The following is a 13,984-nucleotide window of genomic DNA, read 5'->3' on the forward strand; positions in this document are numbered from 1 at the left end:
ACCGCCCGTCCAACACTTGGTCCCAAGGAGCACCGTCATGACCGAAACGCTGATCAAGGTCGACCTCAACCAGGCCGCCACCGAGAACGAACAGATCCACAACCGCTGGCACCCCGACATTCCCATGGCCTGCTGGGTCAACCCGGGGGATGACTTCATCCTCGAGACCTACGACTGGACCGCCGGCGCGATCAAGAACAACGACGACGCCTCGGACGTGCGCGACGTCGACCTCTCCACCGTGCACTACCTCTCCGGCCCGGTGGGGGTGAAGGGCGCCGAGCCGGGCGACCTGCTGGTGGTGGACCTGCTGGACATCGGCGCCAAGCCGGATTCCCTGTGGGGTTTCAACGGCTTCTTCTCGCGGCAGAACGGCGGCGGCTTCCTCACCGACCACTTCCCCCTGGCGCAGAAGGCAATCTGGGATTTCCACGGCCTGTTCACCAGCTCCCGGCACATCCCCGGCGTGCAGTTCGCCGGGCTGATCCACCCCGGGCTGATCGGCTGCCTGCCTGACCACAAGATGCTCGCCGACTGGAACAGCCGCGAGCAGGCGCTGATCGACACCAACCCGACCCGCGTGCCGCCCCTGGCCAACCCGCCGATGGCGCCCACCGCGCACATGGGCAAGCTGCGCGGCGAGGCCCGCGACAAGGCGGCCATGACCGGCGCGCGCACCGTGCCGCCGCGCGAGCATGGCGGCAACTGCGACATCAAGGACCTGTCCCGCGGCTCGAAGATCTTCTTCCCGGTCTACGTCGACGGCGCCGGCCTCTCGGTGGGCGACCTGCACTTCAGCCAGGGCGACGGCGAGATCACCTTCTGCGGCGCCATCGAAATGGCCGGCTGGGTGCACATGAAGGTCGAGCTGATCAAGGGCGGCATGGCCAAGTACGGCATCAAGAACCCGGTGTTCAAGCCCAGCCCCATCGTGCCCAACTACAAGAACTACCTGATCTTCGAAGGCATCTCGGTGGACGAGTCCGGCAAGCAGCACTACCTGGACGTCAACATCGCCTACAAGCAGGCCTGCCTCAACGCCATCAACTACCTGACCAAGTTCGGCTACTCGCCGGCCCAGGGCTACGCGCTGCTTGGTTCGGCGCCTGTGCAGGGGCATATCAGCGGGGTGGTGGACATCCCCAACGCCTGCGCCACGCTGTGGCTGCCGACGGAAATCTTCGACTTCGACATCAACCCCAACGCCTCTGGCCCGACCCGCTTCCTCGACGGCAGCGTCGATCTGCCCATCGCGCCGGACAAGTGAGTTCACCGCCCCGGCGGGAGGTTGCTCTGGACGGCGTACCTCCCGCCGGGACGGCGGACATCGAACGAAGACGAGGACCCCAACATGCCCATCTACGAATACGACTGCACCACCTGCGGCGACTTCACCGCCCTGCGGCCCATGGCCGAGCGCGAGGCCCCCTGCGCCTGCCCGGTGTGCGACGAGCCGGCGCCGAGGGTCATCCTCTCCGCACCCGGCCTGGCCACCCTGGCCGGCAGCCAGCGCCGCGCCATCGCCGCCAACGAGCGCAGCGCCAACGCGCCGCAGACGGTCGAGGAGTACCGCGAGAACCGCAAGCACCCGAAAGGCTGCGGTTGCTGCACGCCGAACAAACCCCTGGCACCCACCAAGGCCCACCCCCACGCGCTGAAGACCAAGCCCAGCGCGCGGCCCTGGATGATCAGCCACTGAACGGAAGGAGAACCCCATGCGTCACGGTGATATTTCCAGCAGCCCGGATACCGTCGGCGTCGCCGTCGTCAACTACAAGATGCCGCGCCTGCACAGCAAGGCCGAGGTGCTCGACAATGCCCGGCGCATCGCCGAGATGATCAAGGGCATGAAGCTCGGCCTGCCCGGCATGGACCTGGTGGTGTTCCCCGAGTACAGCACCATGGGGATCATGTACGACCACGACGAGATGATGGCCACCGCCGCCAGCATCCCCGGCGAGGAGACGGCGATCTTCTCCGCCGCCTGCCGCGAGGCCGGGACCTGGGGCATCTTCTCCCTCACCGGCGAACGCCACGAGGAGCACCCGCACAAGGCGCCCTACAACACCCTGGTGCTGATCGACGACCGCGGCGAGATCGTGCAGAAGTACCGCAAGTGCATCCCCTGGTGCCCCATCGAGGGCTGGTACCCGGGCGATCGCACCTACGTCAGCGAAGGGCCCAAGGGTATGAAGATCAGCCTGATCATCTGCGACGACGGCAACTACCCCGAGATCTGGCGCGACTGCGCGATGAAGGGCGCCGAGCTGATCGTGCGCTGCCAGGGCTACATGTACCCGGCCAAGGAGCAGCAGGTGCTGATGGCCAAGACCATGGCCTGGGCCAACAACTGCTACGTGGCGGTGGCCAACGCCGCCGGCTTCGATGGCGTCTACAGCTACTTCGGCCACTCGGCGATCATCGGCTTCGACGGCCGCACCCTGGGCGAATGCGGCGAGGAGGAGATGGGCATCCAGTACGCCCAGCTGTCGGTCTCGCAGATCCGCGACGCGCGGGCCAACGACCAGTCGCAGAACCACCTGTTCAAGCTGCTGCACCGGGGCTACACCGGCGTCTACAACTCCGGCGGTGGCGACCGCGGCGTGGCCGATTGCCCCTTCGAGTTCTACCGCACCTGGGTGCTGGATGCGGAGAAGGCCCGCGACGATGTGGAAGCGCTCACCCGCCGCACCATCGGCGTGGCCGACTGCCCGGTGGGCGAACTGCCCCATGGTGGGCGCGAGCAGGTCGCGGGCTAGCGCGACGGCGCTCCGTGAACGGGGCGGCCTTCCGCCCGTGATTCCCTGAACCGAGGAGCCCGGATGCCCTTCGTCAACGACCTGATCGAGCACAACCGCGAGCACCTGGGGCGCGGCGAGGTGCCGGCGGCGCGCTTGCAGTCGCGCTTTCTCTTCGAGCCCGACACCGTCATGGCCCTGCTGCGCACCCGCATCGTCGGCCAGGACGCCGTGCTGGAGGCGGTGGAGGCCCTGCTCAAGGTGGTCAAGGCGGACATCGGCGACCGCGAGCGGCCCCTGGCGGTGAACCTGTTCATGGGCCCCACCGGCGTCGGCAAGACCGAGCTGGTGCGCCTGCTGGCGCTGGCCCTCCATGGCCGCGCCGACGCCTTCTGCCGCATCGACATGCAGACCCTGGCCCAGGAACACTACGTCGCTGCGCTCACCGGTGCGCCGCCGGGCTACGTGGGCAGCAAGGAGGGCGCCACGCTGTTCGACGCCGAGGCCATCCAGGGCAGCTTCGGCCGCCCCGGCATCGTGCTCTTCGACGAACTGGAGAAAGCCGGCAAGGAGGTGGTGCGCAGCCTGCTCGGGGTGCTGGAGAACGGCCAGCTGACCTTGAGCGCCGGCAGCCGCCGCCTCGACTTCCGCAACAGCCTGATCTTCCTCACCAGCAATATCGGCGCCCAGGAGGCCTGGCAGTTCCGTGAGCGCTATTCGCGTGGCTGGCGGCGCCTGTTCGGAGTCTCCCCACGGGACGAGGCGCGGGTGCTGGAGGCGGCCTTGCACCGCCACTTCGACCCGGAGTTCCTCAACCGGCTGGACCGCGTCGTCTGCTTCGAGCGCATCGGCGAGGACCACCTGGAGGCCTTGCTCGACATCGAACTGGCGCGCCTCAACCAGCGCCTGGCCCGCCAGGGGCGGACGCTGGTGCTGGAAGAGGACGCACGCAAACTGCTCTGCCTCGGCCATGACCCGCGCTACGGCGCCCGTGACCTGGGGCGGCGCGTGCGGGTGCTGCTGGAGCCGGCGCTGGCCGAGTGCCTGCTGGCGTCCCCCGGCGCGACCCGCCTGGTGGCGGGCTGCTGCGAGGGCGGCCTGCGGGTGAGCGCGGGCGAGGCAGCCTGACTAGAACTGCGGCGACCACTTGAGGGTCATCACCACCTTGCGGCCTTCGTCCTGGTAGCCGCCGTACTGCTCGATGGTCGGGTCGACGACGTTCACCGTGTTGCTGCTGGTGGGCGTGCCATCGCCGAAGGGGTAGGACGACGAGGGGTTGGAGCTGGAGACGTAGCGCTGCTCGGTGATCTGGCGGTTGCCGATGTTCTCGACCCGGGTCTCCACCTTCAGGCCCTTGAGGAAGCTCCAGCCGGCACGGATATCGATGCGTCCGTAGCCGGGGGTCTTCTCGGTGTTCTCGGCGTCCACGTAGCGGCTGGAAACCCCCGTCCAGCTGAAGCCGAAATTGTAGTCCCCGAATTTCTTGTCCACATCCAGCACCAGGGTGCGCCGTGAGCGGCCGGGCAGGGTATGACCGGTGTCCCGGTCGCGCGGGTCCACCAGGCCCAGGTTGAGGTGGGTGTTCCAGCCCATGAAGTCGCGGGATGCGCTGAGGTCCATGCCGTTGATGCGGGCCTTGCCGACGTTGCGCATCTCGTTGACGAAGAAGGGGTTGAAGTCCAGGACCGGGGAGATGAGGTCCTCGATGTCGGTGCGGTAGACGCCGAAGCTCCAGTCGGTGTCGTAGTGTGAACCGCGCAACTGTGCTTCCCAGGTCTTCGAGTGCTCGGGGTCGAGGTTCGGGTTGCCGGTGGGCTGGAAGGGCGCCGGCAGGTACAGCTCGACCATGTTGGGCACGCGGAAGCCCTCGGCGTAGCTCAGCACCAGCTGGGTGGACATCGGCAGGTCGAAGTCCAGGGCGGCCCCCAGGCTGTTCTCGCTGCCGTACTGGTCGCTGCTGTCGTGGCGCAGGCCCAGTTCGGTACCGAAGGGCGCGGCGCGATAGCGGTGCTGGGCGAACCAGGCCTGGTTGCGGCGCTCCATCTCGCTGAGCGTGCGATTGGCGGTCAGGCGCTCCTCGTACCACTCGGCGCCCAGCAGCACCTGTTGGTGCTCGTCCAGGCGCAAGGTGTTCTGCCATTCCACCGAGTCGCGATAGGTGGCGAATTCCTGATGGGTGGTGAAGAAGTTGCGCACCGTGTCCAGCTGGCTCCTGTTCTCCGCGTGGCCCAGTTGCAGGCGGCTGGTCCAGCGCGGGTCGAGGTTCGCCTCCAGGAACGCCGAGGTGCTGTTGAGGGTGAACTCGTCGGTGGGCTGGCCGGGGTACCAGAGAGCGTTCTCGTCGAGGTCGCTCTTGCCGCGCTGGTCCAGCAGGTTGAGGCCGGCACGCCACTGTTCGGTGAGGCGGTGTTCCAGGCTCAGGTTGAAGCCCCGGTTGCGGTAGGTGTCGTCGTCGGTGTTGGCGCCATCGATGTCGTCGGTGCGGTCGCTGTGCAGCTCCAGCAGGCTGGCGCCCAGGTCGAAGCGGGTCCGCTCGTCGCCGCCGGAGAGGCCCAGGCTGTGCTCGTTCTCGTCGCTGTCGCCGAGGCTGAAGTCGAAGCGCGGCTCCAGGCCGGCGCCCTCGCCACGGCGGGTGAACACCTGGATGACGCCGCCCATGGCATCCGACCCGTAGAGGCTGGAACGGGCGCCGCGGGTGACCTCCACGCGTTCAACCTGCTCCAGGTTCAGGTATTCGAGGCGTGACAGGCCATCGGAGAGCGAGCCGATGCGCACGCCGTCGATCAGCACCAGCGTCTGGTTGGCATTGGTGCCGCGCAGGTAGAGGCTGGTGCGGCTACCACGGCCGCCCTGCTGGGCGACCGACATGCCGGGTACACGGGTGAGCAGGTCCGGCACGCTCTTGGCTTTGAGCCGGGAGATGTCCTTGCGGGTGAAGATGCTGGTGGCGGCGGTGGCCTGGGAACGGGGCTCCAGCGCGTTGCCCGAAGTGGCCACCACATAGGGGCTCTTCAACGCGTCGAGGCTGTTCAGGGGGATTTCTTCGGCTGCCGCGAGGCAGGGGGCCATGGCGATGGCCAGGGCCAGACGGGAACGCATAATCGATGACTCCTCAAAAGATCCATGACTTTCGAGAAGGGCGGGACAAGAACGACTGCGCGATCCGGTGATCGCCTGTGCTTGACGGTGCAGCCCCTCCGCAACACACGTCGTACGACGAGAACCGTTTCCACGTGCCGCCCCGCACCGCGCCGACGACTCTCTGGTCGTTCGACGACATCCTGCACGTGAGGCCGGGAGCCGGAACCGCCTGTCGCGGGCTCCCCGTGGTGGGCTGGGCTGGTCGCTCTGCGGCGCCTGGCTCCTGGCCCTGGTGTCTCGGGCAAACAAGCGCCGCGCCCTGAGGCGCGGCTTATGGTTCCGGCAGTCTAGCTGGCGGAACGATCCAGCAAGGCCAGGCGTTCGCGGATCGAGGTTTCGATACCGCTGGCGTCCAGGCCGCACTCGGCGAGCATCTGTGCCGGTTTGGCGTGCTCGACGTAGTAGTCCGGCAGGCCCAGGTGCAGCACGGGCAGCAGGATGTTCTCGCGGGCGAGGAACTCGCTGACGGCGGCGCCGGCACCACCCATCACGCTGTTCTCCTCGACTGTCACCAGCAGCGTGTGGCTGCCGGCCAGTTCACGCACCAGGGCCTCGTCCAGCGGCTTGACGAAGCGCATGTCGACCACGGTGGCGCCCAGCGTCTCGCCCACCTGCAGGGCCTCGGCCAGTTGCACGCCAAAGGCGAGGATGGCGACGCGGGTGCCTGGGCGGCGAACCACGGCCTTGCCGATCTCCACCGGCACCAGCTCCTTGTCGATGCTGGCGTTGGGGCCGCTGCCGCGCGGGTAGCGCACCGCTGCCGGGCCGGGGAACAGGTGGCCGGTGGTCAGCAGCAGGCGCAGTTCGTTCTCGTCGCTTGGGGTCATCACCAGCATGCCGGGGATGCAGCGCAGGTAGGAGAGGTCGAAGCTGCCCGCATGGGTGGGGCCGTCTTCGCCCACCAGGCCGGCGCGGTCGATGGCGAACAGCACGTCGAGGTTCTGCACCGCGACGTCGTGGATCAGCTGGTCGTAGCCGCGCTGGAGGAAGGTCGAGTAGATCGCCACCACCGGCTTGGCGCCGTCGCAGGCCATGCCGGCCGCCAGGGTCACGGCGTGCTGTTCGGCGATGGCGACATCGAAGTAGCGATCGGGGAAGCGCTCGCTGAAGGCCACAAGGTCGGAACCTTCCTTCATCGCCGGGGTGATGCCCACCAGGCGCGGGTCCTGCGACGCCATGTCGCAAAGCCACTGGCCGAAGACGCTGGAGTACTTGGGCCCGGAGGCCTTCTTCGGCGCTGCCGGGGCGTTGATCGGCTCCAGCTTGGTGATGGCGTGGTAGCCGATGGGGTCGACTTCCGCCGGGGCGAAACCCTTGCCCTTCTTGGTCACCACGTGGAGGAACTGCGGGCCCTTGAGGTCACGCATGTTGCGCAGGGTGGCGACCAGGGTGGGCAGGTCGTGGCCGTCGATGGGGCCGATGTAGTTCCAGCCGAGTTCTTCGAACAGGGTGCCGGGAACCAGCATGCCCTTGGCGTATTCCTCGGTGCGACGGGCGATCTCCCAGGCGCCGGGCAGGCGCGAGAGCACCTTCTTGCTGCCTTCGCGCATGCTCGCGTAGGTGCGGCTGGAGAGGATCTTGGCCAGGTAGTTGGACAGGCCACCGACGTTGCGCGAGATCGACATGTCATTGTCGTTGAGGATCACCAGCATGTCGGCCTGCACGTCGGAGGCGTGGTTCAGTGCCTCGAAGGCCATGCCGGCGGTCAGCGCGCCGTCGCCGATCACCGCGATGGACTTGCGCTCCGAGCCCTGCATGCGGGCGGCGATGGCCATGCCCAGTGCAGCGCTGATGGAGGTGCTGGAGTGGCCGACGCCGAAGGTGTCGTACTCGCTCTCGGCGCGGCGGGGGAAGGCGGCGACGCCGTCCTTCTGGCGCAGGCTGCCCATCTGCTCGCGGCGCCCGGTGAGGATCTTGTGCGGGTAGGCCTGGTGGCCCACGTCCCACACCAGTCGGTCGTCGGGCGTATCGAAGACGTAGTGCAGGGCGATGGTCAGTTCGACCACGCCCAGCCCGGCGCCGAAGTGCCCGCCGGTCTGGCCAACGGTATAGAGCAGGTACTGGCGCAGTTCGTCGGCCAGGGTTTCCAGCTCCGCTTCACCCAGCCGGCGCAGCTCGTCCGGCGTCGCCGCGCGGTCGAGCAGGGGCGTGAGCGGGCGCTCGCGGGGGATCTCATGGAACGTCGTGGGCATCAGGCTAGTCGTTATGGGTGCAAAAAGATGCGGCAGTTTACCTGATGCCGCTTTGCCTGCCCAAGACATGGTGTCGGATGCCGTCGCGGTCCGGCAGGGTCACCCACCAGAAGGCCAGCGCCAGCAGGCTGAGAGCCGCGCCGAGCAGGCACACGGCGGCCCAGCCGGCCCAGGCATAGAGCTGCGTGGCAGCGAAAGCGCCCAGGGCACTGCCGGCGGCATAGAACAGCATGTAGAGGCTGATCAGCCGGCTGTGGGCGGGGTTGCCGCTGCTCAGCACCAGGCTCTGGTTGAGCACGTGCAGGGCCTGGCCGGCGGCGTCCAGCAGGAGGATGCCGAGCAGCAGCGCCCAGAGCGATTGCCCGGTGAAGGCCAGCGGCAACCAGGCCAGGGCCATCACCAGCAGCGCCAGGCCACTGGCCTTCTGCGCCTGGCCTCGGTCGGCCCAGGCGCCGGCCCGCGTCGCCGCCAAGGCCCCGGCCGCACCGACCAGGCCGAAGGCACCGATGGCGCTGTGGCTCAGTGCCAGGGGCGGTTCGCTGAGGGGCATCACCAGTGCCGCCCAGAACAGGTTGAACACGCAGAACAGCAGCAGCGCGAGCACGCCGCGCACTTGCAGCACGCGGTCCTCGCGCAGCAGGGTGAACATCGAGCCGAGCAACGCCGGGTAGCGCATCCGCGAGTGGGGCCGGGCCTCCGGCAGGCGCCACCAGAGCAGGGGCAGCAGCGCCGTCATCAACCCGGCTGAAAGCAGGTAGACCGCGCGCCAGCCGCCCAGGTCGGCCATCAGCCCCGCCAGGCTGCGGGCCAGCAACAGGCCCACCACCACGCCGCCCTGGGCGGCTCCCAGCACCCGGCCGCGCTCCCCGTCACTGGCCAGGCTGGCAGCGAAGGCCAGCAGGCCCTGGGTCATCGCGGTGCCCAGCAGGCCGAGGCCGAGCATGCCCAGCAGCACCAGGGCCGGCTGGTGGGCGAGGGCGACCAGCAGCAGCGAGCCCACCAGCAGGAGGAGTTGCCCCGCCATCAGCCGGCGCCGCTCCAGCAGGTCCCCCAGGGGCACCAGCACCAGCAGGGCCAGGGCGCTGCCCACCTGGGTGAGGGTGATCACCCCGCCAACAGCGGCACGGCCGATGCCCAGGTCAGTGGCGATCGCATCCAGCAACGGGTGGGCGTAGTAGACGTTGGCGACGCTCAGGCCGCAGGCCACGGCCAGCAGCCAGACCAGCGCCGACGGCATCGGGGAAAGGGTGGGCATGCCGAAAGTCCTCGTTGTGGTTTCAAAATGAAACCATTTGAAGGCTATCGATACAGGTTTTAAACTGCAACCACTTTTCGCGAGCCGGAGGTGGTGCATGAAAGACCCGCAAGCCGAGGAGCATTGCCCGGTGGCCCGGGCGCTGGACGTGATCGGGGACCGCTGGTCGATGATGATCGTGCGCGACCTGTTCGACGGCCTGCAGCGCTTCGGCGAACTGCAGAAAAGTCTCGGCGTGGCCAAGAACATCCTCAGCGACCGCCTGCGCAAACTGGTGGCCGACGGCGTCCTTCGCATTGAGCCGGCTGCCGATGGCAGTGCCTACCAGGCCTATGCGCTTACGCCCCGGGGCCATGACCTGTTCACCCTGGTCGTCAGCCTGCGCCAGTGGGGCGAAGCCCACTGCTTCGCCCCCGACGAGGTGCATTCCGAACTGCTCGACACCGCTGACCAGCCCCTGGCGCGGCTGCAGGTGTGCGACGCCGCCGGCCACCCCGTCAGCCCCGCCGACACCCGCGTGCGCAAGGTCGACGTCGCGGCGGGTTGACCGAGCAGCAGGACGTGGGAATTCATTCGCGATCGGGGGCAGCACCGGCGCCACGTCTGTGCATTGCAACGATAGGTTTCGCTTCGCTCTACACCATCCTACGGGGTCGGTTCACGGGCTTGGCATCGGAGCCGATCCATACCCCTCGTAGAAGGGGGCGGGCGGCGCTACGCGAGATTCGTAGGATGGGTAGAGCCGTGCGAAACCCATGCTGGGGGGCGGCACCCTGCCCGGGCGTTTCAGAGCCCTCGGTAACGCGGCACCTTGTCCCACTGCATCCACAGCTCACCTTGCCAATCCAGCAGCACCAGCCGGCGGGATTGCCAGTCCAGCATCACGCGCCGTGGCTGGTGACGGCAGCCCGTGTACTGGTCGCGCAGGGTGGGGACCACGTCGCGGGCGAGCCACTCTTCCAGGTGCTGCAACTCGGGGTGGCCGAAGCGGATCATGGCCTGGTAGAGGCCGCCTTCACTGACGAGATGGACCTCTTCCTCGCTGCCGGTGGCATAGGTGAAACGGGCGCTGCGAATCTGATAGGGGCGCAGGCGGCGGTGCAGCGCCTGGGGATGGTGCAACCCCAGCAGGCGGGCGAAATCGTAGGCGCAGAACCAGGGCTGGTCGTCGATCATCACGCCGCGCAACGGGCGGTTGTGGCGGTAGAAAAAGATCGGGGTGTAAGCGTCGTGCATGGCGTTACTCCGTTTGCCTGTCCATGCCTCCGTCATCGTCGTCATTCGATGGGTGGAGGATCGCGTGGGGTTGACGAACCGGGCAAACGGAGCCGGCAGACCGCAAGGGTCTCCCCACGCGATCCGCCATTAGATGATGCAGTCCTGAAAACTGCATGCGAGCCGGTTCCCGCTGGAAACGTACGTCGTTTCCCGCAAGCCCCGTAGGCGGCATCGCGCCGTTAGCTTCAGGTCGTCAAACCCGGCCGCGGATTGACCGCGACCGGGCGAACTTAGGGAGTGGGCTGGAGGCGAACAAGGGGTTGCGGCGGGTTTGGGAAATTTCCCTGCGATGAGCGGGCATTTGATGGGTTTCGCTGCGCTCTACGCCATCCTACGACCCCGCCTCTGCCCACAGTTTCTGTGGAACAGCCTGTGGATATCTTCTGGGTGGATCGCTGCGGAGCAGGCGGGGCGGTGGTTCGGCGTGGTCGCTCGAAAATTCGTCAAGCCTGGGCAGTGTGCTGCCGGGCGAAGTCGATGATGGCCTGGATGGCTGCCCGCGCCTGGGGGCTGTTGTGCCAGCAGGTGGAGCCCATCATCCGGGAAATCTGCAGGGTCAGGTCGACGGCTTCGCAGTGGGCCAGTTGCTCCAGGGTGTGCAAGCCGATTTGTTCCAGGCGGCTGACCACGGTCGAGCCGACGCCTTTGAGCGCGACCAGTTGGGCGCGGGTTTCCGGGGTGAAGCCCTGTGGTTGGGTCATGGCGCCTTCCTTCGCTTCATTCCGTCGTGGTCGTTGCGGCGGGCTCTTCCATCTCGGCCATGCGCTGGCGCAGTGCGGCGAGGTCGCGGGTGGGGATGACGAAGGTGTAGGCCCAGATATCGCCCAGGCGCTGGGCATTGCTGGACCAGATGACGGCGATGGCGGCCGGCAGCGAGCCGAGGATGAAGGGGTTGGTTTCCACCAGGCGGAAGGCGCTGCGGACCAGCACCTGCATCAGTTGCGGCGGCTCGCCGTTGGGGGCGATGACCCGGATCCGGCAGATCCATTTCCCTGGGGTGAAGCCACGCAGCAGCCACTCGCACAGCGGGAAGTACAGGAGCACCGGCAGCACGATCGCGAGCACGTGACGTGTCTGTTCGTAGAGGAGAGCGACCAGGCTGATGATCAGTGCCTTGTCGATGATGAAGGCGAGGCTGCGCAGGGCGAGCATGCGTGTGCGGGAAACGTCCATGTTGCTTGGAACCAGTGGTGAAAAGGGGCGGGCAGGATAAACCAATCCCGCTGGAGCGGTGGGGCGTGTGTCACGAGGGTGGCCTGGATTTCCCGGGCTGAAGCCCGGGCTACCCAAACACTGCCCACAATTTCTGTGGGGCAAGCTGTGGATAAGTTTTGGATGGATGGCTGTGGAGCCTGCCGCCTGGGAGGTTCAGGCGGCTGGTGGTTTTTCCGCCACTACTGGTATTCGCGGCACCAGGTTTCGCCGTACTCGGCCAGCATGGCCTGTTCCAGCACCTTGGCGTCGGCGGCTTCGGCGAAGCGGAACAGCACCCAGGCGAGGGAGCGCACGAGCTGGTCGCGGGTCTTGTAGTTGGGGATGTCGTGCATGGCGTCGGTGGCGTGCTTGAGCCAGGCGAACAGCTCGCGCTGGTCGGCTTCGTCGGCGCCGAGCAGGTAGATGAAGAGCATGCCGACCAAGGGCAGGCTGAGGTCGAAGTTGTCGCGGTTGAAGGTCAGGCGAGCGAAGGGAACCGCGCGCAGCACGCGGGCGATTTCGCCGTGCAGCCAGGCGTCGCCTCCGAACTCGGCCTTGAGCTTCTGCTTTTTCGCCAGCATGCCGGGCTGGTGGGCGAAGCGGCCGACCTGGGCCAGTAGCGCGAGGCGGCGGGCATGGGCGTCGAGGGTCATCTCGCCGTCGAACAGCAGGACCATTTCCCAGCGGTTGAGGCGGCAGCGCGGGTAACCGTGTTCGGCCAGCACCTGGGCGGCATCTTCTGCGGCACGGGCGAGCAGGCCGAGCTGGAGTTCGCTGGTGGTCGGCGGTGTGCCGCCATTGAGCAGCAGGTAGTAATAAAAGGTCTGCAGGGTGGCGTCATCGAGCTCCTTCGGCGGCTTCTTCACCAGCGGGGTGATGCGGGGGTGGTGGCTGCAGTAGTAGCTGTTGGAACTGTTGGCTTCGGCGAAGTCGGCTGCGCCGGAGGCGATGAACTGCTGGATGATTTCCGTCTTGCTGGACATGGGCGTTCCCCGGTTGGCGGCGCCAGGGAGCATAGAAGGGCTGGGGGGATTTTTCCGTGCGGCGGGTGGTGTTCCAAGGGGCAAGGCATCGCCCCGCAGGCCGCCGATGGGCGCGGCCGACAAGCGCGACGCCACGCTGATCGGTTGCCCGCTCAGCCGTACCGACGCCCTGGGTGCATGCCCACCCGGGGCAGAACTGCCGTTCGGCCTTCCTGGCTGCTGGGGGACGGCGCTGCTGGACAGGGGCGACCCTGCTGTCGGGCTTCGCCGAGCCCCGTCCAACCTACGCTTGATTGGCCAACTGGCGCTGTGCCCTCTCCAGTGCATCGAGAAAGCCTGCCAGGGTGGCCTTGGGGGCCTGGCCCTGGCGGGTGATGCAGTGGAAGGCCGAGCGATAGGCCAGTTGCCCGGGCAGTAACGCACGCAGTTGGTTTCGGTCCACCCAGTGAGCGGCGTAGTGCGTGGGCAGGTAGCCCAGGTAGGTGCCGGAGAAAATCAGGGTGGCGATGGCTTCCATCGCGTAGGCGCTGACCGTTTGGGTGAAGTGCAGGCCGTGGGGCCGCTGGTTTTCCGTCAGGTAGCCACGGCCTACGTACTCCGCCGCGCAAATGTCCGCCAGGCTCAGGTCCGCTTCGGCGCGGTGGAACAGGGGATGGCCGGCGGAGCAGTAGAGGTTCTGCTCTTCCTCGAACAGCGACTGGTAGTTGAGGCCTGACAACTGGTGATGGAACGCGCCGATGGCCAGGTGCAGGCGTTCTTCCAGGACCGCGCGTTCCAGTTCATCGGGGCGCAGCATGTGCAGGTTCAGGCGTACCTCGGGCAGGCGCTGGCGGAACAGCCTTATGGCCAGCGGCAGGGGGGCGCGCTCGAAGCTGATGAGGCTGTCCACCGTGCCGATCTGCAGGCTTTCCCTGGCCATCCCCCCGAGGCGGTTGGCCTGGGTACGGAAGCGTTCGATATCGCCGAACAGCAGTTGTGCCAGGTCGAACAGTTCCTGGCCTTCCTCGGTCAGCTGGAAGCCGCTGTTGCCGCGCCGGCACAGGGAGCATCCGAGGCGTTCTTCCAGATCGCGGACCACCACGCTCAGGCGCGACAGGCTGGTGTTGAGGCTGGCCTGGGCCGCTGTGAAGCCTCCCGCGTCGACGATGGCGCAGAAGACCCGCAGCATGCGGAGGTCGATATCGGAAATGTTGCCCAGCATGC

At 67.3% G+C, this 13,984-nt stretch carries 13 protein-coding genes; 5 read left to right on the top strand and 8 right to left on the bottom strand.

Annotated elements, in window-relative coordinates; genetic code table 11:
- Nucleotides 1-37: 37 nt before the first annotated feature.
- The 4 genes from fmdA to RTW82_RS04685 all read left to right on the top strand — a co-directional run bounded on the left by fmdA (nt 38) and on the right by RTW82_RS04685 (nt 3,866).
- Nucleotides 38-1,267, top strand: coding sequence for a formamidase (fmdA, locus tag RTW82_RS04670; RefSeq protein WP_271659872.1), 1,230 nt, complete (start codon nt 38-40; stop codon nt 1,265-1,267).
- A gap of 84 nt (nt 1,268-1,351) precedes the next feature.
- Entirely contained in the window at nt 1,352-1,699 is a 348-nt protein-coding gene (locus RTW82_RS04675; RefSeq protein ID WP_316924384.1) for a zinc ribbon domain-containing protein, read from the top strand.
- Nucleotides 1,700-1,715: 16 nt separating this feature from the next.
- Nucleotides 1,716-2,759 (top strand): aliphatic amidase, encoded by a 1,044-nt coding sequence (locus RTW82_RS04680; protein ID WP_316924385.1) that lies wholly within the window; start codon nt 1,716-1,718, stop codon nt 2,757-2,759.
- Nucleotides 2,760-2,822: 63 nt separating this feature from the next.
- Nucleotides 2,823-3,866: an AAA family ATPase gene (locus RTW82_RS04685; protein ID WP_316924386.1), complete on the top strand. Its 1,044-nt coding sequence runs from the start codon at nt 2,823-2,825 to the stop codon at nt 3,864-3,866.
- On the opposite strand, the gene RTW82_RS04690 is transcribed toward RTW82_RS04685, so the two are convergent.
- The 3 genes from RTW82_RS04690 to RTW82_RS04700 all read right to left on the bottom strand — a co-directional run bounded on the left by RTW82_RS04690 (nt 3,867) and on the right by RTW82_RS04700 (nt 9,326).
- Nucleotides 3,867-5,837, bottom strand: a complete 1,971-nt coding sequence (locus tag RTW82_RS04690) for a TonB-dependent receptor plug domain-containing protein (protein ID WP_316924387.1) — start codon at nt 5,835-5,837, stop codon at nt 3,867-3,869. It abuts the gene before it with no gap.
- Nucleotides 5,838-6,166: 329 nt separating this feature from the next.
- Nucleotides 6,167-8,071, bottom strand: a complete 1,905-nt coding sequence (gene dxs / locus RTW82_RS04695; protein ID WP_316924388.1) for a 1-deoxy-D-xylulose-5-phosphate synthase — start codon at nt 8,069-8,071, stop codon at nt 6,167-6,169.
- Nucleotides 8,072-8,108: 37 nt separating this feature from the next.
- Entirely contained in the window at nt 8,109-9,326 is a 1,218-nt protein-coding gene (locus RTW82_RS04700; protein WP_316924389.1) for an MFS transporter, read from the bottom strand.
- A gap of 97 nt (nt 9,327-9,423) precedes the next feature.
- Between RTW82_RS04700 and RTW82_RS04705 the strand changes: the two genes are divergently transcribed.
- Complete coding sequence (locus RTW82_RS04705; protein WP_316924390.1) at nt 9,424-9,873, top strand: helix-turn-helix domain-containing protein; 450 nt, start codon at nt 9,424-9,426, stop codon at nt 9,871-9,873.
- Nucleotides 9,874-10,112: 239 nt separating this feature from the next.
- On the opposite strand, the gene RTW82_RS04710 is transcribed toward RTW82_RS04705, so the two are convergent.
- The 5 genes from RTW82_RS04710 to RTW82_RS04730 all read right to left on the bottom strand — a co-directional run bounded on the left by RTW82_RS04710 (nt 10,113) and on the right by RTW82_RS04730 (nt 13,982).
- Nucleotides 10,113-10,562 carry a Bro-N domain-containing protein gene (locus RTW82_RS04710; protein WP_043245950.1) on the bottom strand — a complete coding sequence of 150 codons (450 nt, stop codon included), beginning with the start codon at nt 10,560-10,562 and terminating at the stop codon, nt 10,113-10,115.
- 485 nt (nt 10,563-11,047) lie between these two features.
- The gene (locus RTW82_RS04715) at nt 11,048-11,305 is read right to left on the bottom strand and encodes a DUF4332 domain-containing protein (RefSeq protein ID WP_316924391.1); all 258 of its coding nucleotides are present in this window, start codon (nt 11,303-11,305) and stop codon (nt 11,048-11,050) included.
- A 16-nt stretch (nt 11,306-11,321) separates the two neighbouring features.
- Nucleotides 11,322-11,777 carry an RDD family protein gene (locus tag RTW82_RS04720; protein ID WP_316924392.1) on the bottom strand — a complete coding sequence of 152 codons (456 nt, stop codon included), beginning with the start codon at nt 11,775-11,777 and terminating at the stop codon, nt 11,322-11,324.
- Between the two features lie 221 nt (nt 11,778-11,998).
- The gene (locus tag RTW82_RS04725) at nt 11,999-12,781 is read right to left on the bottom strand and encodes a hypothetical protein (protein WP_316924393.1); all 783 of its coding nucleotides are present in this window, start codon (nt 12,779-12,781) and stop codon (nt 11,999-12,001) included.
- A gap of 283 nt (nt 12,782-13,064) precedes the next feature.
- Nucleotides 13,065-13,982 (bottom strand): LysR family transcriptional regulator, encoded by a 918-nt coding sequence (locus tag RTW82_RS04730; protein ID WP_316924394.1) that lies wholly within the window; start codon nt 13,980-13,982, stop codon nt 13,065-13,067.
- Between the last annotated feature and the right edge of the window lie 2 nt (nt 13,983-13,984).

Origin of the sequence: Pseudomonas sp. zfem005 (genome assembly GCF_032621735.1) — a bacterium.
GTDB lineage: Bacteria > Pseudomonadota > Gammaproteobacteria > Pseudomonadales > Pseudomonadaceae > Metapseudomonas > Metapseudomonas solani.